Annotated in this window: 15 protein-coding genes and 1 pseudogene; 4 read left to right on the top strand and 12 right to left on the bottom strand. The window is 67.2% G+C overall.

The window, feature by feature from the left end; all coding sequences use genetic code 11:
- Nucleotides 1-2 precede the first annotated feature (2 nt).
- On the bottom strand, nucleotides 3-158 hold the full coding sequence (locus V6M49_RS05795) for a hypothetical protein (protein ID WP_332760529.1): 156 nt from the start codon (nucleotides 156-158) through the stop codon (nucleotides 3-5).
- On the opposite strand from V6M49_RS05795, the gene V6M49_RS05790 reads away from it, so the two are divergent.
- The 3 genes from V6M49_RS05790 (at nucleotide 157) to V6M49_RS05780 (ending at nucleotide 2,804) form a co-directional block, all read left to right on the top strand.
- Nucleotides 157-696 (top strand): dihydrofolate reductase family protein, encoded by a 540-nt coding sequence (locus V6M49_RS05790; RefSeq protein WP_332760528.1) that lies wholly within the window; start codon nucleotides 157-159, stop codon nucleotides 694-696. The genes V6M49_RS05795 and V6M49_RS05790 overlap by 2 nt on opposite strands.
- A 288-nt stretch (nucleotides 697-984) precedes the next feature.
- The gene (rsgA, locus tag V6M49_RS05785; protein WP_332760527.1) at nucleotides 985-2,175 is read left to right on the top strand and encodes a ribosome small subunit-dependent GTPase A; all 1,191 of its coding nucleotides are present in this window, start codon (nucleotides 985-987) and stop codon (nucleotides 2,173-2,175) included.
- An 80-nt stretch (nucleotides 2,176-2,255) separates the two neighbouring features.
- Nucleotides 2,256-2,804, top strand: coding sequence for a VWA domain-containing protein (locus V6M49_RS05780; RefSeq protein ID WP_332760526.1), 549 nt, complete (start codon nucleotides 2,256-2,258; stop codon nucleotides 2,802-2,804).
- Between the two features lie 138 nt (nucleotides 2,805-2,942).
- Here V6M49_RS05780 and V6M49_RS05775 read toward each other — a convergent pair whose 3' ends face one another.
- The 9 genes from V6M49_RS05775 to V6M49_RS05735 all read right to left on the bottom strand — a co-directional run bounded on the left by V6M49_RS05775 (nucleotide 2,943) and on the right by V6M49_RS05735 (nucleotide 18,648).
- A complete protein-coding gene (locus V6M49_RS05775) occupies nucleotides 2,943-4,715 on the bottom strand; it encodes a DUF5605 domain-containing protein (protein ID WP_332760525.1) in 1,773 nt (590 codons plus the stop codon).
- Nucleotides 4,716-4,761: 46 nt separating this feature from the next.
- Nucleotides 4,762-7,671 carry an alpha-L-rhamnosidase gene (locus tag V6M49_RS05770; protein WP_332760524.1) on the bottom strand — a complete coding sequence of 970 codons (2,910 nt, stop codon included), beginning with the start codon at nucleotides 7,669-7,671 and terminating at the stop codon, nucleotides 4,762-4,764.
- Between the two features lie 88 nt (nucleotides 7,672-7,759).
- Complete coding sequence (locus tag V6M49_RS05765; protein ID WP_332760523.1) at nucleotides 7,760-9,307, bottom strand: glycoside hydrolase family 43 protein; 1,548 nt, start codon at nucleotides 9,305-9,307, stop codon at nucleotides 7,760-7,762.
- Complete coding sequence (locus V6M49_RS05760) at nucleotides 9,304-11,871, bottom strand: beta-glucosidase family protein (protein WP_371706665.1); 2,568 nt, start codon at nucleotides 11,869-11,871, stop codon at nucleotides 9,304-9,306. Before V6M49_RS05760 ends, V6M49_RS05765 begins: the two co-directional genes overlap by 4 nt.
- Nucleotides 11,868-13,334 (bottom strand): GH1 family beta-glucosidase, encoded by a 1,467-nt coding sequence (locus V6M49_RS05755; protein WP_332760522.1) that lies wholly within the window; start codon nucleotides 13,332-13,334, stop codon nucleotides 11,868-11,870. Before V6M49_RS05755 ends, V6M49_RS05760 begins: the two co-directional genes overlap by 4 nt.
- A gap of 42 nt (nucleotides 13,335-13,376) precedes the next feature.
- Nucleotides 13,377-14,237 (bottom strand): ATP-binding cassette domain-containing protein, encoded by an 861-nt coding sequence (locus tag V6M49_RS05750; protein ID WP_332760521.1) that lies wholly within the window; start codon nucleotides 14,235-14,237, stop codon nucleotides 13,377-13,379.
- A complete protein-coding gene (locus V6M49_RS05745) occupies nucleotides 14,234-16,111 on the bottom strand; it encodes a dipeptide/oligopeptide/nickel ABC transporter permease/ATP-binding protein (protein WP_332760520.1) in 1,878 nt (625 codons plus the stop codon). The genes V6M49_RS05750 and V6M49_RS05745 overlap by 4 nt, the downstream gene beginning before the upstream one ends.
- Nucleotides 16,108-17,049, bottom strand: a complete 942-nt coding sequence (locus V6M49_RS05740; protein ID WP_141140526.1) for an ABC transporter permease — start codon at nucleotides 17,047-17,049, stop codon at nucleotides 16,108-16,110. Before V6M49_RS05740 ends, V6M49_RS05745 begins: the two co-directional genes overlap by 4 nt.
- 75 nt (nucleotides 17,050-17,124) lie before the next feature.
- Nucleotides 17,125-18,648, bottom strand: a complete 1,524-nt coding sequence (locus V6M49_RS05735) for an ABC transporter substrate-binding protein (protein WP_246848513.1) — start codon at nucleotides 18,646-18,648, stop codon at nucleotides 17,125-17,127.
- A 184-nt stretch (nucleotides 18,649-18,832) separates the two neighbouring features.
- Between V6M49_RS05735 and V6M49_RS05730 the strand changes: the two genes are divergently transcribed.
- Nucleotides 18,833-19,471: a TetR/AcrR family transcriptional regulator gene (locus V6M49_RS05730; protein ID WP_141140525.1), complete on the top strand. Its 639-nt coding sequence runs from the start codon at nucleotides 18,833-18,835 to the stop codon at nucleotides 19,469-19,471.
- A 25-nt stretch (nucleotides 19,472-19,496) separates the two neighbouring features.
- On the opposite strand, the gene V6M49_RS05725 is transcribed toward V6M49_RS05730, so the two are convergent.
- The gene (locus V6M49_RS05725; RefSeq protein WP_141140524.1) at nucleotides 19,497-20,252 is read right to left on the bottom strand and encodes an SDR family NAD(P)-dependent oxidoreductase; all 756 of its coding nucleotides are present in this window, start codon (nucleotides 20,250-20,252) and stop codon (nucleotides 19,497-19,499) included.
- Between the two features lie 77 nt (nucleotides 20,253-20,329).
- A pseudogene (locus V6M49_RS05720) lies at nucleotides 20,330-21,140 on the bottom strand (hypothetical protein); the annotation flags it as partial.

Here is a 21,140-nt window from a genome sequence, read left to right as displayed (position 1 = left end):
ACCTAGGCGTCCGCCGTAACCTCGAACGTTTGGATGGTCCTGCGCTCCAGCCGCGGAATGAGCTGTGCAGCCCCGATCCGCTCGATGTGTTCAGAGTTGCCGGCCGGCGCCGCGGTGGTCTTGACCGTGACATCGGCGCTGGATAGCGTCGCGACCATGGGCACCATCTTTGGGGGCATGGCGGTCAGCCTCGATGGCTACATCCGTTCAGAGAGCGGGGACCTGTCATGGCTGAACGATGCCATGGCCAAGAATGAGGATTACGGATTCGAGGCAACTGAGCGCAGAACCGGGGCCTATGTCATGGGTGCCAATACCTACCGGGAAATGGCGGCAATGGGCAGCCGGGGCTCCGCGGTTCCCACGTATGTCCTCTCCCACGATGAAACTCTGGCCACGGGACGGAACACGCACCTGTACTCCGGAGATTTGCGCGATCTTGTCGTCCGGATAAAGTCCGCCATCCCTGCGGAGAAGGACATTTGCGTGTTCGGCGGCGGTCAGCTCATCACTGAATTCATCGAGTTGGGTCTGCTGGACGAACTGGGCGTCGCCATCGTGCCGGTCATCCTCGGCGGCGGAGTGCCCTTCTTCGGCAGGATGAGCGAATGGAAAAAGCTTGCGCTCCGGGAGTGCCGCTCCTTTCCGTCCGGCATCGTGCTGCTGAACTACCAACTGACCGGCCCCACCGGCTAACGGGAACCGGCGCAGCCGAACCAAGCGGAAGCTGCCCTATTCAACACAACCCCGGCCAGCTACACTCAGAGCCGAGAGTCCGTGACAGCATCCGGACATTGGAGAGAAACGGAGGTGGTTTTGATGACTGCTACAGCCACGCGCCCAGTGCGCCCCGCACGCATCAAACCCATCACCACCGTCTCCAGCATCCGCACGGCGTAAGAGCCCAACACACCAACGGACAGGCCTAACGGCCGCAGGGCTGCGCTGATTCCGGAGTCTGGAGACCTCTCCCAAGGACTCACCTTGAACAATTCCTCAGGCACCAGCCTGGACAGCTACTCCCCACCAACCTCCGACTCGATCCCTGGGCCCGAAGGGCCCACAACGTATGGCTACTCCCCCGCCGTCGCCGGCTATTTTGACGCCCACCAAACCCAACACCGGACCCACCACCCAGCGAACCAACACAGCGAGCGCGGACGGGTGGTGCGCCTGGACCGCAACCTCGTGCTCACAGCCGTTGGCGGCGAACTACTCCACCTGCCGTACCCGCTCGACGCCGGCGTTCCGGTCACCGGCGACTGGGTCTGGATCGGGCCCAACCGCGCGGGCGGCCGCCAGATCACCGGGATCCTCCCGCGCCGGTCTGAGCTCAGCCGGAAGCGCGCCTTTGAAGATTCCTCGGAGGCCCAGGTACTGGCCGCCAACATGGATGTGGTGGGTGTAGTGGTCCCGGTGGACCGGCCGCTCACGCACAACCGCCTCGAACGCACACTCGTGGCAGCCTGGGATTCCGGGGCGGTTCCGCTCGTGATCATCACCAAAGCCGACCTTGCGGACATAGCGGACGACGTCGTCGGGAAGGTCATCCTGCAGGCGGCGGGCGTGGACGTGGTCACCACGTCAGCCGAGAACGGCGACGGGATCGATGCGCTGCTGGAGCACCTGCCGCCACACGGCACGCTGGTCCTCCTCGGCCCGTCGGGCGCCGGCAAGTCCACCCTCATCAACGCGCTGGCGGGACGCGAGGTCCAGCACACCCGCGAGGTCCGCTCCGGCGACTTCAAAGGGAAGCACACCACCACGTCCCGGGAACTCGTGCCGCTGCCTAACGGAGCCGTCCTCATGGACACTCCGGGCGTCCGGGGATTCGGCCTGTTCGACGCCGATGAAGGCCTAGGCGAGATGTTCGGGGACGTGGAGGAACTCGCCGGCCTGTGCCGGTTCTCCAACTGCGCCCACCAGCAGGAGCCCGGCTGCGCCGTGCAGGCGGCGTTGGTGGACGGGACACTGGACGAACGCCGCTGGCTCAGCTACGGCAAACTCCAGCGCGAACTCGCCGCCCTGGCCCGCCGCACAGATGCCGCCGCCCGCCGGGCCTACCAGCGCGAGTGGCACCAAAGGGTGGTGGTGGCAGGGAAATCGCAGCGTTCCGCAGAGCGTGACAGTTCCGAGCGGCGGGAGGAGCAACGGTCCAAACGCAAGCGGCGCTGAGCCGACGGTTCAAGGCCACAGAGCCTTGTCATTGCCATAGAGACGGGGCATGGCCTTGGGCTCGTCGGACAATTGTGATCTTGCACCGGGCGCTCGCCGCCGTCGCGGGGCCTGACCGGATCCATGGCTCAGTGGCTGGCCGGGACACCAGGCTGCTCCTGGACGCGGGCCTGGTTGACGCCAACGACGTAGCGGCCAGGCTCAGCCGGCGGCTGTCAATCGCGGCGCCTGCGCGGGAAAGCCGCCGCCTGGCTGGATGGCCTGCTCTCCGGCGACGCGACGCTGCTGTGGTCGACCTGACGGACGAGCTGGACGATCCGGTTGATGTGCTGTTTGGTGTGCAACTCGGTGGCGGCACGGACATCAACCGTGCCCTGGCATACTGCCAGGACCAGATCGCCCGGCCCGCCGAGACCATCCTGGTGCTCATCAGCGACCTCTACGAAGGCGGCATTGCCGAGGAGATGCTACGGCGCGCGGCCACGATCGTGGGGTCGGGGACGACCATGATCGCGCTTCTGGCCTTAAGCGACAGCGGCCATCCGTCATTCGACTCAGACCATGCGCTGCCCTGGCCGGAATCGGCGTCCTGGCCTTCGCCTGCATGCCGGACCTGTTCCCGGATTTGATGGCCGCGGCCATTGAACGGCGGGATGTGGGCGAGTGGGCCGCCTCCCAGGATATTCCGACGAGCCACTGATCCAGCGGATAGTCAGCTTGCGTCGGATTCCCGAGAGGGTCTAGTTCCGTTCCTTTGGGAACCTCGATCAGCTGACGGCGCGGATCCTGACGGCGATGAACTGGCGGCCCGGAAGCTCCACCCGGAACCTTCCTTCCACGGTGCCGGGAAGGGTGCCCACCGTCATGTTCCAGGTGTCGATGATGTCCACCTGGTACTTTCGCCCGGCGGGCATCACGAAGTTCCGGTAGGTGGGCTGGTTGAAGCCGAAGTAGCTGAGTTCGTACTCGTGCCGGATGCCCGCGGTGGGTACGTCCCAAGTGCTGGGCAGTGGGTCAAGGAACCCGCCGGGGGTCTCCTCCTGGATGCGCCGCAGGAAGGCGATGCGCTCGGGGCTGCTGCCGTGAAACTCCCCGCCCTTGGCCCACCACAAGACGTCCTGTTCATGCATGTATGTTTCGCCATGGCCCACATAGCCGCCGCGGATGGCACCTTCCCAGAACCGCCGGGTCATTTCCTCGCCGGTGATGTTTCCCCAGCCCTGGTCGATGTTGCCCTCGTAGGCGCACTCGTCGATGACCACCGGCTTCTGCCAGCGGTCCCGCCACTCCCCTGTGAACTCGGCGGTCTTGTGCACGTCCTGGCGCTGGATGCTGCTGTGCGTGATCCACGGCCGGCTGTAGTCGTAGAAGTCGTGGCAGTTGTGGATGGAGAGCAGGTGGCCGCTGGGGTCGTTGGCCTGGACGATGCCCGCGAAGCGCTCCCAGTCCTCGGTGGTTTTGCGGAACAGCAGGTCGTATTCGTTGGCCAGGGACCACCAGATGTTCCGGTGCGACGCCAGCCGGGCCACCACGTATTTGAGGTAGCGGTCATCCTGGCCCGGGCTCATGGTGGAGAAGCCCCAGCGGTCGTAGGCGTGGAAGAGGATGAGGTCCGCTTCGATGCCGAGTTCGTCCAGCTGGCTGATGCGCTGTTCGAGGTGGCGGTAGAACGCCGGGTTGGGCCGCTCGTAGTCGAAGCCGCCCGCCAGGGAGCCCTCGAACGGGTACAGGTCCGGTTCGTTCTCGTTGAACAGGTACGACTTGGGAAAGACGCACATCCGCATCTTGTTGAACGGGCCTGCGGCGAGCGTGTCCAGAGTCTGCTTTTCCAGGGCGTCGCCCTGGTGGGTCCAGGCGTAGGCCGTGGTGCCGACCGGCAGGTAGGGGGTGCCGTCGTCGTACGCGAAATGGAAGGTGTTGGCCACCCGAACCACGCCCCTGGCACCGGCTGCGGCGTCCGCTGCAGTGAACGAGCCGGTGACGCCGTCCAGCGAGCGGGCGTTGCTGGACGTGCTGAAGGTCCAGCCCCCTGCTTCCGGGACCAGGAGCCTGACCCTGTACGTCCCGTCGCCGTCGTAGAAGCCGGGGACGCTGAGCACCTTGCCGGAGGGGGCAGTGAACACGGCCCGGAGTTCGACGTCGGTGAACGGGTTGCCGTGCGAGGGCCCGGCGAAGGTGATTTCGAAACGTTCCCGCGCTGCCGCCGTCGTGGGCAGGACAACGGCGGCACTGCCTTGCTCCACGGTTTCCGGCTCGTAGCCGGCGGCCGGGGCGGGAACGTCGACGGCGGCTGCCGCGGTGCGCTGGGCCACGGTGTCCTCCGGCTCCAGCTCGCTGATCAGGCGGAGGATCTCCGCCACCTCTTCAGGTTTCCCTTGCAGGGCGTCCTCGGTGCCCAGGATCATGCCCACCTCGTGGAAGTAGAGGGTGTGCAGCAGGGGGTTGTCGGCCAGCGTGGGGACGTGCTGGCTCAGGATGCGGTTGCCTTCGGCGTGCCGCATCACAAAATACAGGGGGCTTTCAGCGGTGAAAGTTGTCATCGGGGCCTTCTTGATTTCGGGACTCGGGAGTTCTGGACTTCGGAGTTCAGGAGTTTGCGGGGGTTCGGGCGGAGCGGCCGTCGCTGAGGGCAGCCAGTGCGGCTGCGATGTCCGCTTTGACCGCGGGCTGGGTGAAGAGCAGGCTCTGGTCAAGGGTGGTCTGCCGGTACCAGACGGTGTCCTTTCGGAACGCGGCAGCCCCGGCCGGATCATGCGCATCGATGGCCTGCCATACTGCGGCGTAGGCTGCGGGGTCGTCCATGATGTCCGCCAGTGGGGAGTGCAGCGAGACGGCGCCGGGTTCCGCTGCCGGCTCGGCGTCGGGAACGTCCCAGCTGTGCTGGCCTGACCCCACAACAAACTCCGCGGAGCGGTCAGGGAGCGAGACCAATGCGGTGGTGCCGGGCGGCACGGTGGCGTCCACCAGGATCCGGTCCCCGGCACGCCGCCAGGCGACCCGGGCCAGTCCGTAGGGCGTCTCGTGCGACGTCGAAGCGTGCGTCAGGCTGTTCAGCGGGCGGGGCGCGATGCGCAGTTTCCGGTACCCGGGCGCGGCCGGTACCAGGCCGGCCACGGTGCGGTGCATCCAGTCGGCGATGGCGCCCAGCGCGTAGTGATTAAAGGACGTCATTTCGCCGGGGTTGACGCTGCCGTCCTCCAGGATGGAGTCCCAGCGTTCCCAGATGGTGGTGGCGCCCTGCGTCACCGGGTACAGCCAGGAGGGGCATTCGGTCTGGGTCAGCAGCCGCTCGGCGGCGTCCAGGTGTCCTGTGACGGTCAGGGCGTCGGCAATCAGGGGCGTTCCGACGAATCCGGTGGCGATCCGGTAGCCGCCCAGGCGCGCGAGCTCGGCGAGCCTGTCACCGAGCGCCTGGCGCTGGGACGGGTCGGTGCTGATGCCGAACATCAGAACCAGGGAGTATGCGGTCTGGGCGTCCGAAACCATCCTGCCGGCAGGCGTGACGTACTCGGCCAGGACTGCCTGCCGGGTCTCCTCGGAGAGCGTCGCGTAGGTGCCGTGATCGGCGTCGTTCCCCAGTACGGCGGCCGCCTGGGCCACCAGGTCCAGGGACCGGAACAGGTAGGCGCTGGCCACGATGTCGCCGTGGGTGCGGGCAGCACCTGGCTTGTCCGGCGGCGCGGCGGGGTCGAGCCAGTCGCCCAGCTGCATCTGTCCCTGCCATAGCCCGCTGCTGTCCCGGACCTTCAGCAGCGCATCGGCCCAGTCCCGCATGCTGGTGTACTGCCGGCGGAGCAGGCCGGTGTCCCCGAAGCGTTCGAACAGCACCCACGGGACCACCGTCGCGGCGTCGCCCCATGCAGCCACCGGCGATTCGAGCATGCCCAGCACCGACGGCACGATGATGGGGACCACGCCCTCGCGATGGCCCTGCTCGAGCGCGAGGTCCTGCAGCCAGGACCCGAGGAAGCCCAGCGAGTCGTACAGGTAGCTGGCGGTGGGGCTGAAGACCTGGATGTCGCCGGTCCAGCCGAGCCGCTCATCACGCTGCGGGCAGTCGGTGGGCAGGGCCAGGAAGTTGCCGCGCATCCCCCAGAGGGCGTTTTCGTGCAGCCGGTTCAACAGCGGATCGGAACACTCGAACCAGCCCGTGCGGCGCATGTCGTTGTGGATCACGACGGCGGTGATCGCCGCCGGGTCCAGCTCGCCGGGCCAGTTGTCCACCTGGGCATAGCGGAAGCCGTGGAACGTGAAGCGCGGTTCCCATTCCTCCTCGCCGCCTCTCCCTTCGCCGTTTTCCGCAACGCCGCTGCCGGCAAGCGTGTAGGTATCGGTGGCGGCCGCCTGGCGCAGCGGGCGGAGGGACAGTTCACCGTCTTCAAGTACTTCGGCATGCCGGAGGGTGATGGTGCGGCCGGCCTCGCCGGTCACGCGGATCCGAAGGCGGCCCACCAGGTTCTGGCCGAAGTCCAGCACCGTGGCGCCGGAGGGCGTGGTCAGGACATCCCTGACGGGCAGTTCCTCGATGCGGCGTACGGGCGGGGCGATGGCCGGCGTGGCCTTAGCCCAGTCTCCGCCGGTGACCGTCGCGGGGAGCCAGTGGGCGTCGTCGAAGCCTGGTTCGGACCAGCCCGCTTCGGCGCGGCGGGCGTCGAAGGCTTCGCCGGCGTAGATGCCGCTGGAGACCAGCGGACCGGCGGTGGTGGAGCGCCAGTCAGGTCCGCTGGACACGGTTTCCCGTGTGCCGTCTGTGTATTCAAGTTGCAGCTCCACCTTCACGGCAGGCTGCTCACCGTAGACGGGCTTGGCGAAGCCGTGGAAGCCGTACTTTTCGGTAAACCAGCCGCCGGCCAGCCAGATGCCAATGGCGTTGGGGCCTGGCGTCAGGAGTGCGGTGACATCCGTTGTCTCGTGGTTGAGCCGGTCCGCGTAGGCCGTCCAGCCCGGCTTGAGGACATGGTCATCCACCTCCGTGCCGTTGATTTCGGCCTGGTAGACGCCGTGTGCGGTGGCGAAGAGGGTCGCTTTGGCGAGGCCCTCCCCCACTGTGAATTCGTACCGCAGCTGGCCGGGCTGGCCCAATGGCGGTTCCTCCCCCGCCGGGGACGGCAGGCCGATGGCTTCGGCCTGCCAGGGACCGTCAACGAAACCGCCCACCAATGCCAGAGGCGCGCTCCAGTCCGTCGTGCCGCCGTCGTTCCCGGTGACCCGGACTTCCACCTGCACGCAGTCCCCGGCGGCGATGGACCCGAAAGGCCACTCCACAAGGACCGAGTCCGGGCCGTCCTGCACCACGGACTCCACTGCGCCGCCGCGGGTGATCCGCAGCTCGGCCTGCGACTGCTGCCAGCCGGTACTGTCCGTGGCGGTGACCCAGCTGAGCCGGGGCCGCGGCTCAGCCACGAACGGGGTGTCAGCCCGGTACTCCGCCGTCAACCGGCTGACGGCGGCCTGCTGGCGGATGGCTGACTGCGGTGTCAGGGACGTGGATGTCACGAAGAAGGCCTTTCGGGAAAGAGGTGGATGAAGGCTGGTCCGGCCGCGCTGAGCCGGCCTGCACGCGGTCCTTGCTGGGTTGGCGTTCCTAGCTGGGTTCGCGACCGGAGCTGCGGAACCAGTCGAAGGCCACGGTGCCGCGGCTGGCGAAGACGCCGGACACCCGGCCGGTGAAGGACGCGGCGGTCTCGGCCGAGAGGTAGCGCCCGTCCAGTTCGGCGAGGGTCACCGCTTCGCCGTTGATGACCGCCTGCAGCGCCATGGTGTCCGAGCTCAGGTGGCTCAGGCCCGCGCCGCCTTCAGGCTGGCGGGTCTCGATCCGGAGCTCCAGCGGCCCGGCGGGCGCGGCGCGGGTCCAGCTCTGCTCGATCGAGGAGATCCTGGCTCTGGCGGTGACCGTGGTGCCGTCCGTCTCGATGGAGCAGTGGTGGGTCTCGTCGTAGCGCACGGCCAGGCCTCCGGCGCCATTCCCGGACTCGGTCCCTGTCCTTGTCCCTGTCCCTGTCCCTGACTCCGACGATCCCGCGTCCACCAGCGCGGAGATGGTCTCCACCTGGTACCGCTGGCGGCGGCCAAGGAATGCCGGGCGGGCGTCGTCCAGGCTGGTGCCGTCACTGGTCAGCGTGAGGCGGCCGGGGTCCTTCTCCGTGGAGGCGAACGCACCGGGGAAACGCCGCACGGCGATCCAGCCGCCGTCGAGCTCGGCGTCCGCAAAGTCATCCTCAAACCCGCCGCCGCCGGGACGGGGATTAAGGATGACAGGTTCAACCACCGGCCAGCCGTCCTCCCAGGTGACGGGGGTGATAAAGGTTTCGCGGCCGAGGGCGGAGAACGCGCGGGTCATGCCCTTGGGGCGCATGCCCAGGAGCACCATGGCCCAGCCGCCGTCGGGCGTCTCCACGAGGTCGCCGTGGCCGGTGTTCTGGATGGGGCGGTCGGTGCTGCGGGCGCTCAGGATGGGGTTGGCCGGGTTGCCCTCGAAGGGCCCGGCCGGTGAGGTTCCGCGGGCGATGCTGACGCTGTGCCCACGCTCCGTGCCGCCTTCGGCGATCATGAGGTACCAGTAGTCGCCGCGACGGTAGAGGTGCGGCGCTTCGGGAAACATCAGGCCGGTGCCGGACCAGACGCTGCGGGGCTCCTCCAGGGCCTTGCCCGCCTCGAGGTCCACGCGGACTTGGAGGATGCCGCCGTGCTCGTGGATGTTTCCGGTGACGGTGTCCAACCCGGAGTAGGTCATGTAGGCGGTGCCGTCCTCGTCCCAGGCGAGGTCCTGGTCGATGCCGATGGCGCCTTCGATGACCAGTCCGTCACTCCACGGTCCCGCGGGGTCCGTGGCGGTGAACACCAGCGTGCCGCGAGCTATGGCGTCGGTGACGGCCACGTAGAACAGGCCGTTGTGGAAGCGGATGGTGGGTGCCCAGGCACCGCCCAGGGTGGGCACCTCGCGGGAATCCAGCTGGCCTTCGCGGTCCACCACGTGGCCGATCCGGGTCCAGTCGACCAGGTCGGTGCTGTGGTAGACGGGGATGCCGGGCAGGTATTCGAACGTGGAGGTGGCCAGGTAGTAGTCCCCTCCCACCTTGACGATGCTGGGGTCCGGGTTGAAGCCGGGGATCAGCGGGTTGGGCAAGTTCATGCTGCTCCCTCCTGGGAGATATCGGTCAGGGTTAGGGTAGTTTCGAGCGGCAGGTCGGTCACGGAGGTGCCGATGCGGAGGGTGTAGTCGCCGGGTTCGTAGGTCCAGTCTTTGTCCCAGTAGGCCAGGAGTCGGGTGGGGACGTCCAGCAGGGCGGTGACGGTTTCGCCCGGTCCGGCCCATACAGGGGTGGAGCCGATGAGCCAGCGGACCGGACGGTCGACGGCGGAGCCTGGCTTTTCGGCGTACACCTGCACCACGTTCTTGCCGGGCCGGCTGCCGGTGTTCGTCAGGGTGACGGTTACGGGCACGACGGCGCCCGGTGCGGCTTGGGCGGGGACATCCACCAAATCCACGGTCCAGTCCGTGTAGCCGAGCCCGTGGCCGAATTCGTACGCCGGGGTGGTGCCGGTTTTGAGCCAGGCGCGGTAGCCGATGTGGATGCCTTCGTCATAGGTCAGCGTCCCGTCAGCTGCGGGCGTGACGTTGATGACGGGAACGTCTTCCTGGGTGGCGGGCCAGGTGGTGGGCAGCCGGCCGCCGGGTTCGCTGGCGCCGGTGAGGATGTCCGCGAGGGCGTTACCGAATTCCTGGCCGCCGAAGTAACCGATCAGGGTTGCCGCCACCTCGTCCCGCCACGGCAGGAGGACCGGCGAGCCGGAGTTCACGATCACCACGGTGCGCGGGTTGGCGGCGGCAACGGCGTGTACGAGCCGGTCCTGCAGGCCGGGAAGCTCCAGCGAGGTCCGGTCATAGCCTTCGGATTCGACGCGGGAGTTGGTGCCCACCACAACGACGGCGATCGCGGCCGCGCGGGCAGCCTCCACGGCCTCGCGGATCAGGGCGTCGGGGTTGCTGCAGTCCGCTTCCACGCCGATGGTGATGGCCAGCGCGTTGGACAGGGCCCCGGCACGGTCCCCCGTGTCCAGTTCAATCCGGACCTGCAGCTGTACCCCGGCCGTTGCCGTGATTTCCACGGACGCCGACGGTGGGGCCAGGAACGCCGCACCCAGGTCGGTCCCGGTGGCCTCGATGGTTGCCTCGTGGGCGAGGACACCGTCCACGAAGATCCGGCCATGGCCCACGGTGGAGAAGCCCAGCTTGACCGGACCTGTTTCGTCCGGCGTGTAAAGCGTGTGGAACTGGACCATGGAGGACGCTTCGATGGGAGCGTCCCCACCGAACCAGACCAGCGCGGTGGAGCGGCGGTCCTCGGCAAACAGTTCTCCGCCGTTGGCATCGAGGAAACGCACCCGCACGCCGGGCGCGCCGGTCACCGGGTTGGTGATCTGTTCCAGCGGGAGTTCGGCGATGCCCTCCTGCACTACGGCGCCCACGCTGTAGCTGACGTTGTCCGTTCCGAACGCGGCACGGATCCCGTCCAGCGGGGTGACGATCTTCTCCGGGACCACGGTGGCGGAGCCGCCGCCCTGGGTGCGGGCGTACCGGGCGTTGTGCCCGATCACCGCGACTGACTTGACGCCGGACTTCCCCACCGCGACGGTTTTGAGGGAGGCAGGATCCAGCGGCAGCACGCCGTCGTTCTTCACCATTACGGTGCCCGCGGCGGACGCTTCGCGGGCGAAAGCGATGGGGTCTTCCCGGTCAGCAGGCTCAGCCTGGACCGCCTCGAAGCCCTCCAGGGCACCTACCCGGGCGGCGAGCTGGAGGATCCTCAGCACCTTGCGGTCGATCGCCGCCTCGGCGACCTGGCCGGACTTGACGGCCACCACCAGCGCCGCGCCCCAGGGCCCGGCGGGGCCCGGCATGGCGAGATCCTGGGATGCGTTGGCGCTGTTGATGCTGCGGACGGCTGTCCAGTCGCTGATGACCACGCCGTCGAAACCCCACTCGGTATTCAGCGGGGTTTCCAGCAGGTCGTTCTCGGTGGCGGTGGCGCCGTTGATCGAGTTATAGGCACTCATCACCAGCCAGGCCTTGGATTCGACGATGGCCTTCTCAAACGCGAGCAGGTACAGCTCGCGCAGCGGCCGCTCGTCCACGTTCACATCCACCGTGAACCGGTCGGTTTCGGAATCGTTGGCGATGTAGTGCTTCGGTGTGGCGCCGACGCCGTTGCGCTGCACGCCGGACACGTATGCGGCGGCGAGTTCGGCCGTCAGGACGGGGTCCTCGCTGAACGCCTCGAAGTGGCGGCCACCCAAGGGTGAGCGGTGCAGGTTAATGGTGGGGCCCAGGACAACGTCAACGCCTTTGCGGCGGGCCTCGACGGCGGACGCGGCGCCCAGCCGGTCTGCGATGGCCGGATCCCAGCTGGAGCTGATGGCAGCGGCGGACGGGAAGTTCATGGACGGCTCGCGCTCATCCCACACCTCGCCCCGGACCCCGGTGGGGCCGTCGGAGAACAGCATGCGGCGCAGGCCGATCTTTTCCAGCGGCCAGGTGGTCCAGAAGTCGCGGCCGGTCAGGAGCCGGACCTTCTCTTCGAGGGTGAGTTCGGCGAGCAGGGACTCCAGGCGAACGTCCGTGGCGCGGTGGTCTGAGGTGAGGGTTTCCATGACGGCTTTCCTAGCTGTTCCGGTGGCGGAGGTATCGATGCTCATGCTGTGGCACCGGCAGTGACGGGTGTTGCGGTAGCGGCGCTGTCGGTCCCGGCGCTGCCCGTCCCGGCGCTGTGGGCGGCGATGGTGTCCCGGTACCAGTAGGCGCTCTGCTTGGGGATGCGGGTTTGCGTGCCGTAGTCCACGTAGACCAGCCCGAAGCGCTTGTCGTAGCCCTCGGCCCATTCGAAGTTGTCCATAAAGGACCAGGCGAAGTAGCCGCGGACGTCCACGCCCGCGGTGATCGCCTCGCCCACCGCGGAGATGTAACCGCGCAGATAGTCGATGCGCCGGGGGTCCCGGACTTCTCCGTTCGGGTCCACATAGTCGTGGAACGTCACGCCGTTCTCGGTGACGTACAGCGGCAGCTTGGTGTATTCGGCGGCCACCCGGGCGAGGACTGCCTTGAGGGCTCCGGGTGTGTTGGACCAGCCGAAGGAGGACGGCGCCGGCTGGACGTGCGTCCAGTTGGGCGTGCCGTCCGCGCCGGGACCCGCGGAGACCAGCATGTTGGTGTAGTGGTTGACGCCCGCGAAGTCGCCCGGCGCGGAGATGATATCCAGATCGCCTGGCTGGACCAGGTCCCCGGCTCCGGCCCCTTCACCCGTGGCGGTCAGGCCGTACTTGCCGTACGCGGCGATGGTGGAATCGGCGTAGCGGCCCCGGTAGACCGGGTCCAGGAAGATCCGGTTGCTTACGGCATCCCAGTAGTCGGTGGCGTCGCGGTCCGCCTGGGAGTCGGTGGCCGGGTTCAGGTTGCCGATGATGTTGGTGATGCCCAGCTTGGTGCCGGGCCGGCGGGTGCGGAATTCGGCCAGGGCCAGGCCGTGGGCCAGGAGGAGGTGGTGCGCGGCGGGCACGGCCAGGCTGTCGTCCTTGAAGCCGGGGGCCTGCATGCCCCACGAGTGGCCCAGGAACGCCGCGCACATCGGTTCGTTGATGGTGATCCAGTGTTCGGCGAGGTCGCCCAGGGCGTCGGCCACCAGTCCGGCGTAGTCGCCGAAGCGGTACGCCGTCTGCCGGGCCGGCCAGCCGCCGTCGTCCTGCAGTGCCTGCGGCAGGTCCCAGTGGTAGAGCGTGACATAGGGGGTGATGCCGCGGGCAATGCAGCCTGCCAGCAGGTCCCGGTAGAAGCGGACTCCCTCGGCGTTCAGCGGGCCTGTGCCGGCGGGCTGCAGGCGGGACCAGGACAGCGACAGGCGGTAGGACGGAATCCCGAGCTGGGCCATGAGGTCCAGGTCCGTTTCCCAGCGGTGGTAGTGATCGCAGGCAATATCGCCGTTGTCACCGTTGATGGTGGTGCCCGCCTGGTGCGAGAACGTGTCCCAGATGCTGGGGCCGCGGCCACCTTCGTTGACCGCACCTTCGATCTGGTACGCGGCGGTGGCCACGCCCCAGGCAAAGCCGGCGGGGAAGGTTGCACCGGAGGATAGCTGAGGGCGTGGGGAGGCTGCTGGCTCCGTCATGGGCGCGCCTTTCATATGGTGTGGACTGTGGTGGGAACGTGGTCAGGCGGCGCCGGCTTGGAGATCCTGCTCCTGCTGGAGTTCCAGGAGCCGGAGCCTGTCTTCGCGGTGCTTTGCCTGCCGGTCGGGATCCGGGATCGGGGCGGCCATAAAGAGCCGCTGCGTGTAGGGGTGCTCGGGTGCACCGGTGACCTGCTCGCCGTCGCCCCATTCGACAATTTCTCCGTGGTACATCACGGCCACGCGGTGGCTGAGGTGCCGCACCACGGCGAGATCGTGGGAGACGAAAAGGTAGGCCACGCCGGTGCGTTCCTGGATCTCGATGAAGAGCTCCATCACGCGGGCCTGCGTGGACAGGTCCAGGGCCGAGACGGGTTCGTCGCAGACGATCAGCTTCGGGTCAAGGGCCAGTGCGCGGGCGATGGCCACGCGCTGGCGCTGGCCGCCCGAGAACTCACGCGGCAGCCGGTGCGCCGCCCCGTGCGGCAGCCGGACCTGGTCCAGCAGCTCGGCCACGCGCTTGTTGGCGGCCTGCCGGTCCACCTTCCGGACGGTGAGCGGTTCGGTGAGGATCTGTTCGATGGTCATGGACGGGTTCAGGGACGTATAGGGGTCCTGGAACACCACCTGAATCTCATGGCTGAGTTCCTTGCGCTGGGCGCGGCTGGCTTTGGAGATCTCCTGGCCGCGGTACTTGATGCTGCCGCCGGTGACGGGCGCCAGGCCCAGCACGGCGCGGCCCAGGGTGGTCTTGCCGGAACCCGACTCACCCACCAGGCCCACGGTCTCGCCCGGGCGGATGTCCAGGGAGACGCCCCTGAGCGCTTTGAACGGTGCGCGGCGGAAACCCTTGAGGGGATATTCGACCACGACGTCCTTGATGTCGAGCAGTGACTCGGTCATGGCGTCACTCCATTCAATGTCTTGGGCCGGGCGGCTGGAGTTTCGCCGGCGGCCTGGCCGCCGGCGGGATCTCCGGCGCCGAGCGGTCCGCGGGGAGCGGTGTCCTCGAGGATGGCTTCCAGCAGCTGCCGGGTGTACGGGTGTTGGGCGTCGTTGAAGATGGCGCGGACGGGGCCGGTTTCCACCACACGGCCGGACTGCATCACCGAGACCCGGTCGCAGAGATCGGCCACTACGCCGAAGTTGTGCGTCACCAGGATGACGCCCATGTTCAGCTCCGCCTGCAGCTCGCGGAGCAGGTTCAGGACTTCGGCCTGCACGGTCACGTCAAGGGCGGTGGTCGGCTCGTCGGCGATCAGCAGGTCCGGTTCGCAGGACACGGCGCCGGCGATCAGGACTCGCTGGGCCATGCCGCCCGAGACCTGGTGCGGGTAGGAATTGAACGTGCGTTCCGGGTTGGGGATGCCCACCTTGGCCAGCAGCGCGAGCGCGCGTTTGCGGGCCTCCGCTTTGGAGATTCCCAGGCAGACGCGCATGGGCTCCATCAGCTGGCTGCCGATGGTGAACGCGCCGTCCAGGTTGGACATGGGTTCCTGCGGGATGTACGCGATGCGTTTTCCGCGGACCTTGGTCATCTCCTTCTCGGAAAGGTGCGCCAGGTCCTTGCCCTCGAAGAAGATGGAGCCGCCCGTGATGCGTCCGCCCTGCGGCAGGAGCCGGAGGATGGAGAAGGCTGTCTGGGTCTTGCCGGAACCTGATTCGCCCACCAGGCCGTGGACTTCGCCGCGGCGGACGGCCAGGCCAACGTGGTTCACCACGTGGGTGGTGGAACCGTCGGCCTGGTCGTAGCCAACGCCTAGGTCAGTGACTTCCAGAAGCAGCTCGCCGACTGTTTTGGTGGCTGCGCCGGTCGGCTCTTCGGGATGTACGACGGCGGCCTCGCCGCGTTTCGCTGCTGCCTCGGCAACCGCGGTGGCGGCATTGGTGGTGGCGGCCTTGCGCCGCTTGACGGGCCCGCGGCTGCGTTCCAGTTCATCGCGCATGGCGTTGGCCAGGAGTGTCAGGGCGATGCAGACGAGCCCGATGATCAGAGCGGGCCACAGGACCAGCGTTGGCGACTTGAAAATGTTGATGAAGCCGTCATTGAGCATGCTGCCCCAGGTGGGGATGTTGAGGTCGCCCAGGCCCAGGAATTCGAGGCCTGCCTGGATGGCAATGGCAATGCCCAGGATCATGGCGGACTGGATGATGACGGGCGCCCGGACCACTGTGAGGATATGGCGGCCGATGATCCGGAAATCGCTGAGTCCGGAGACTCGGGCCGCGTCCACATACAGTTCGTTGCGGACGGCGGTCACCGAGGCGTAGACCAGCCGGAAGTAGGCGGGCGAGAGCATGATGCCGAAGATCATCATGGACAGCCACATGGACGGGCCAAGGACTGCACGGGCGGCCAGCAGCACCACCATGCCGGGAAGGGCCATCAGCAGGCCGGTGAGCCAGGAAGCTGCGGAGTCGAACCAGCCCCCGTAGTAGCCGGCGATCAGGCCGCCGGTAACGCCCAGCACCAGCGCTACCACGAGGGCAACGAGTGCCCCGGCGAGGCTGAACTGGCCGGCGAAGAGCAGCCGGCTCAGGACGTCGCGGCCGGCACTGTCGGCACCCAGCAGGTGCTCGGATCCGGATTTGGCGAGCACATCCTGCAGGCTGGCGGTGCTGGGGTCATGGGTGGCGAGCAGTGGCGCCAGGATGGAGGCAAGTGCCACGATCAGCAGGACCAGCAGCGATGCCGCGCCGGTGGGGTTGGTCAGGAGCTTGCGGAACAGGGAAACCTTGGCTGCCGTGACGGGCAGTGCGATGGGAGTTTCGATCATGACAGCCGAACTTTCGGATTGAGCCAGCCCTGCGCGAGGTCGATGATGAGGTTGACGGTCACCACGATGGCGGCAGTCGCGACGACGACTCCCATCACGACCGGGATGTCGCCCTGGCCGGTGGCGGTGACGGTGATCTGCCCGAGACCGGGCAGCGCGAAGATCTGTTCCACAATGACGGCACCGCCGAGCAGGCCGATGAACTGCACGGCCAGCACAGCGAGGGCAGGACCGCCGGCGTTGCGCAGCACGTGCTTGTAGACAACGCGGTTGAAGGACAGGCCGCGGGCGCGGAGCGTCCGGACGTAGTCCTGGCGGAGCGCGTCAATGAGGGAACCGCGGACCTGTTGGACGATCGCCGCGATGCAGCCGATGGAAAGGGCGATGATCGGAAGGGTGACGGTGGCTGCCCAGCCGCCGAACGACGTCGTAATGGGGACGTAGCCGGTGGCCTTGAACCACTTGAGGTTCAGGGCGAAGAGGGACACAAGCCCCAGGGCGATGAGGAAGCCCGGGATGGCGTGGCCCAGGACGCCGACGAGCTGCGCCACCCGATCCACCGTGCCGCGGCGGACAGCGGCCAGGACGCCGAGAACCACGGAGATAACCGCCGCGATGATGGTGGCGCCGAGGACCAGGGAGAGGGTCACGGAGACACGGCCGGTGACGCCGGCGGTCACCAGCTGGCCGTTGAACCAGGACCGGCCAAGATCGCCGGTCAGGGCGCTGGTGAGCCAGTCCCAGTACTGGACCAGGAGCGGGCGGTCCAGGCCCAGCTGGCTGGCTTTCAGCGCAACCTGGGCATCGCTGGCGGTGGGTCCCACGATGCGGCGGGCGATGTCGCCGCCGCCGGCATACAGCAGCAGGTAGGCGACCGTGGTGATGACGAACAGCAGGAGGACACCGGAAAACAGGCGCCGCAGCACGAATCGGTACATTCGAAAATCCTTAGGGAAGGTTCCTGGGCTGCCGGACCGGACCGCTGTTGTGCGGCCCGGTCCGGAAGCTGTCCGCTAGGAGGCGGGGGTGAAGGACCAGAGGAACGGGTAGGCGTTGCCCGTCTGGACCTCGACGTTGGTCTTGGCGTCGGTCACGAAACTGGACTGTGGGCGGAACCACGGGGCGAACCAGGCCTGCTCCACGATGTACTTGTTCAGTTCCTTGGCCGCGGCCTTCTGCTCGTCCGCAGATCCAACGTGGATCTTGTTGACCAGCTCATCTACCTTGGGATCCTCGTAGTTGTACGGGTTCCAGGGGGCGTTGGCGGTGAGCTTCATATTGATCAGCTGCCAGTCGGACTGCTGCTCCAGGATCATGTAGCTCACGCCGTACTTCGGTGCCAGGAGGTCAGCGATGAAGTTGTTGCCGGTATCGGTGAACTCCGCAGTGATGCCAACATCCTTGAGCTGCTGGGTGATCAGCGCCGGAATGGTGTTGCCCAGGAGGGCCGAGGACGGCAGCGTCAGGGTCAGGCCGCTGGCGTAGCCGGCCTCGGCCAGCAGTGCCTTGGCCTTGGCGGGGTCGTAGGCGTAGCGGGAATCCAGCGACTTGTCATAAGCGTCCGACGACGGCGGGAACACCTGGGCGGTCTGCTCGCCGTGGCCCTGGCCGATGGACTCCAGCAGCGCTTTCGTGTCGAACGCGTAGTTTAGTGCCTGGCGGACGCGGACGTCCTTGAGTGCAGGGTTGGTGGTTCCGGCGCGGTCGAAGATCAGGAGGCCGGACCAGTTCAGCTGGAGCGGGTTGACCTTGTAGCCTGCAGCCTCGATCTCCGTGAGCGTGTTGTTGTCAATGGTGTTGGCGCCGTTCAGGGTGCCGGACTTGATGGCGTTCAGCAGGGACGTCTGGTCGAGGTAGACGTTCAGGACCAGCTGGTCGTAGTGGACCAGGTCCTTGGCCCAGTAGTCCGGGTTGCTCTTGTACGTGTAGGAGGTGCCGGTGACGGTGGCCGCGGTGTCCAGGATGTACGGTCCGGAACCAACGGGGTTGGTGGCGATGTCCGCGTTGGCGAAGGAGGCCGGGCTCTGCATAAACGACGCGTCCTTGGACAGGTAGTTCAGGAACGCCGGGTCCGGGGCGGAGAGGGTCAGTTCCAAAGTAGTGGCGTCGACGGCCGTGGCCGACTTCAGAGCCGCAAGGAACTGGGCATCCGGGGAGGTCCCGGCCTTGAAGCGCTCGAGGTTCTGTTTGGCGGCGTCGGCGTTGAAAGCGGTCCCGTCGGTGAACTTCACGTCGTCGCGCAGCTTGAGGGTCAGGACAGTCTTGTCGTCGTTGTACTTCCACTCCGTCGCCAGCATGGGCACCAGCGTGCCGTCCGGTTCCATGCGGAGCAGGGTGTCGTACACGGCCTGGTAGAACGGCGAGAGATTGGCGAACTCGGACTGGCTGGCATCGAACGTCTTGGGCGACTGGATGGCGCCGAGGGTGAGGGTTTGTGAGGACTGTTCTGCGGAGGCATCTCCACCGGCGGAGCAGCCGGCGAGGCTCAGGGCTACGGCGGCAACAACGGCGGCCATTCGCTTGGATCGGAACATCATTGGTCCCTTTCACGGTCAGTGGCGGTCCACCATGGACTGCCATTGGGAAAGACCGTAACATGAAAACCTAGTGGGTACTAGGTTTTTATTTCCCAATTTTGAATCGTCACGAAATGTGACGCCACCCACAGCGGTTGACCAATTGGTTTCAAGCGCACAGGAACGAGCTTGTTAGGGTTACGTGATGACTGACACACCAGCCGGCGCAGTGGCTGAAGCGCCACGGCGGGGCCGTCCGCGGGGCAGCTACGCTAAGACCGAGGCCCGCCGGCAGGAGATCCTGACCGCCGCCTTTGAGGTGTTTTCGACGTCGGGCTACCGTGCGGGGTCGCTGAGGGACGTGGCGGACAAAGTGGGCCTGAGCCAGGCCGGCCTGCTGCATCACTTCCCGAGCAAGGAGGCCCTGCTGGAGGCAGTCCTGACCCTGCGGGACGAGGACTCGGTGGTCCGCACACGGTCCCTGACCGCCAAGGGGATCGACATGTTGCGTGGCCTGGTGGAGCTCACGCACTACAACACCACCATCCCCGGCCTCGTCGCCCTCTACTGCGTCCTGTCCGCTGAGGCCACAGACCCTGACCACCCGGCCCACGGCTATTTCCAACGGCGCTACGCGTGGGTGCGCGGCACCATGACCGAGGCCTTCGCTGAGATGCAACGGCTCAGCCAACTCCGGCCGGGCATCGTTCCCGCCGCCGCTGCCCGCCAGCTCGCGGCCCTGATGGATGGCCTGCAAGTGCAATGGCTGCTGGACAACGGGTCCGTGGATATGCCGGCCGAAGTGGCAGCGTTCCTCGAAGCCATCACCACGGAAAAGTTCTAAGCCGAAGCATCACAGCGCCACCCCCTTACAGCGCTGTCAGGCCGCCGTCCACTGTGAAGACTCCCCCGGTTGCGTAGGAGGAGTCGTCGCTGGCGAGGAACACCATGATCCCCTCCACGTCCGCGGCCGTGCCGGGCCGTCCCAGCATGGTGGAATCTACCAGGCCTGCGCGGCTGACGGGGTCGTCCGCGATGGCCTGCACCAGCGGCGTCTCGGTGTAGCCCGGAACCACGGTGTTGACGCGGATCCCGGCCTGCGCGTAGTCCGCCGCGACCACGCGGGCCAAGCCATGGACCCCGGCCTTGGAGCTTGTGTATGCCGTGAAGGTCTGGCCGCAGCCCACCACGGCGGTAGGGCTGCCGGTGCAGATGATGGAGCCACCGCGGCCTTCCATGGCCCGGACGGCGTGCTTGAGGGTCAGGAAGGCGCCGCGCTGGTTGATGCTGACGGTCCTTTCCCAGACCGCAAGGTCCAGTTCACCCACCTTGGCATCCTGGCCGAAGAGCTGCACTCCGGCGTTCGCCACCACCACATCCAGCTGCCCGCCTCCGGCCACGGCGGCGTAGGCGGCAGTCACGCTGTCCTCGTCCGAGATGTCCATGCGCAAGGCCCGGGCCCGCGGGGAGGCTGTGGCCTCGGCGGCCCGTTCGGCGGCCGCCATGTTGATGTCGGCGAAGTAGACGGTGGCCCCTTCGGCCACGAAACGCTGGGCCACGGCCAGGCCGATGCCCGATCCGGCTCCAGTGACCAGGGCTGTTTTTCCTTCAAGACGCAGACCCATGGGGTCTCCTTTCGTTGGTGTGACACCGCCCCCGGGGCGGCGCAAAAGTATTGTCCGCGGTTCAGTGGTTCAGTGGTTCAACGGACGGCTGGAAAGCGGACGGCTGGAAAACGGACGACGCCGGCCGACCAGGGGCCCAGAGTGAGCCGCCCAGCGGCCGTGCCGCCGTCGTCGTCGTCGGCAGTGAAGGCCATGGCCGAACCCCGGTCCTGCCCAAAAACCCTGCATTCGCCGTCCACGGCGGCTGTGCCGTCCGGAAGCCGGACCCCCACGTCTAGGGCGGATGCGGAGAGATTCCCGGCAAAGAGGGCGAGCCCGCGGGATGTCACCACGGGATAGAGCGTCAATGAAGATTGCCCCTCGTTGTGGACCGACAGCACGTCGCTGCCCCGGAGGGCGGCGAGCTCTTTCAGGAGTTCGCCGGCTGGATTGAGCCGGCCGCCGGAGTCGGAAATCCCCCTCGGGCCGGAGGCCTCGAAGTAGGCGACGGATTCCACTCCGTCCACCGTGAGCGCACCGATGCTCGCCAGGGTCCACGCCGCGGCAAAGGGTTCCGCCTGGAGTTCATCCGCTTCGGCCTCGGGGGCTGCGCCGGACGTGGATACGGCATTGAAGCGCGGCAGCAGGGTCACCGGCCCCACATGCACGGGCCTTCCGCAGCCCAGACGGAGTGCGTTCTGCGCCACAAGCCGTTGCATGGGAACGGAATCGATGATGTGCGCGGTCTCGGTGCTGTGCATCTGCGGCGTGATGCTGAAGGTCAGGGCGTCGGAGTCCGACGGCGTGCGGCCGCTGTTGCGGTTGAGTTCCGTGAAGTGCGAACGGACACCGGCAAGGAGCTCTCCACGGAAGCCGGCGGCATGAAGTGCAGATTTGAGTTCCGGCCAG

This window comes from Pseudarthrobacter sp. (assembly GCF_036675385.1).
GTDB lineage: Bacteria > Actinomycetota > Actinomycetes > Actinomycetales > Micrococcaceae > Arthrobacter.
The sequence above is the reverse complement of the archived record's forward strand: the minus strand, read 5'-3'. Positions and strand labels throughout refer to the sequence as shown.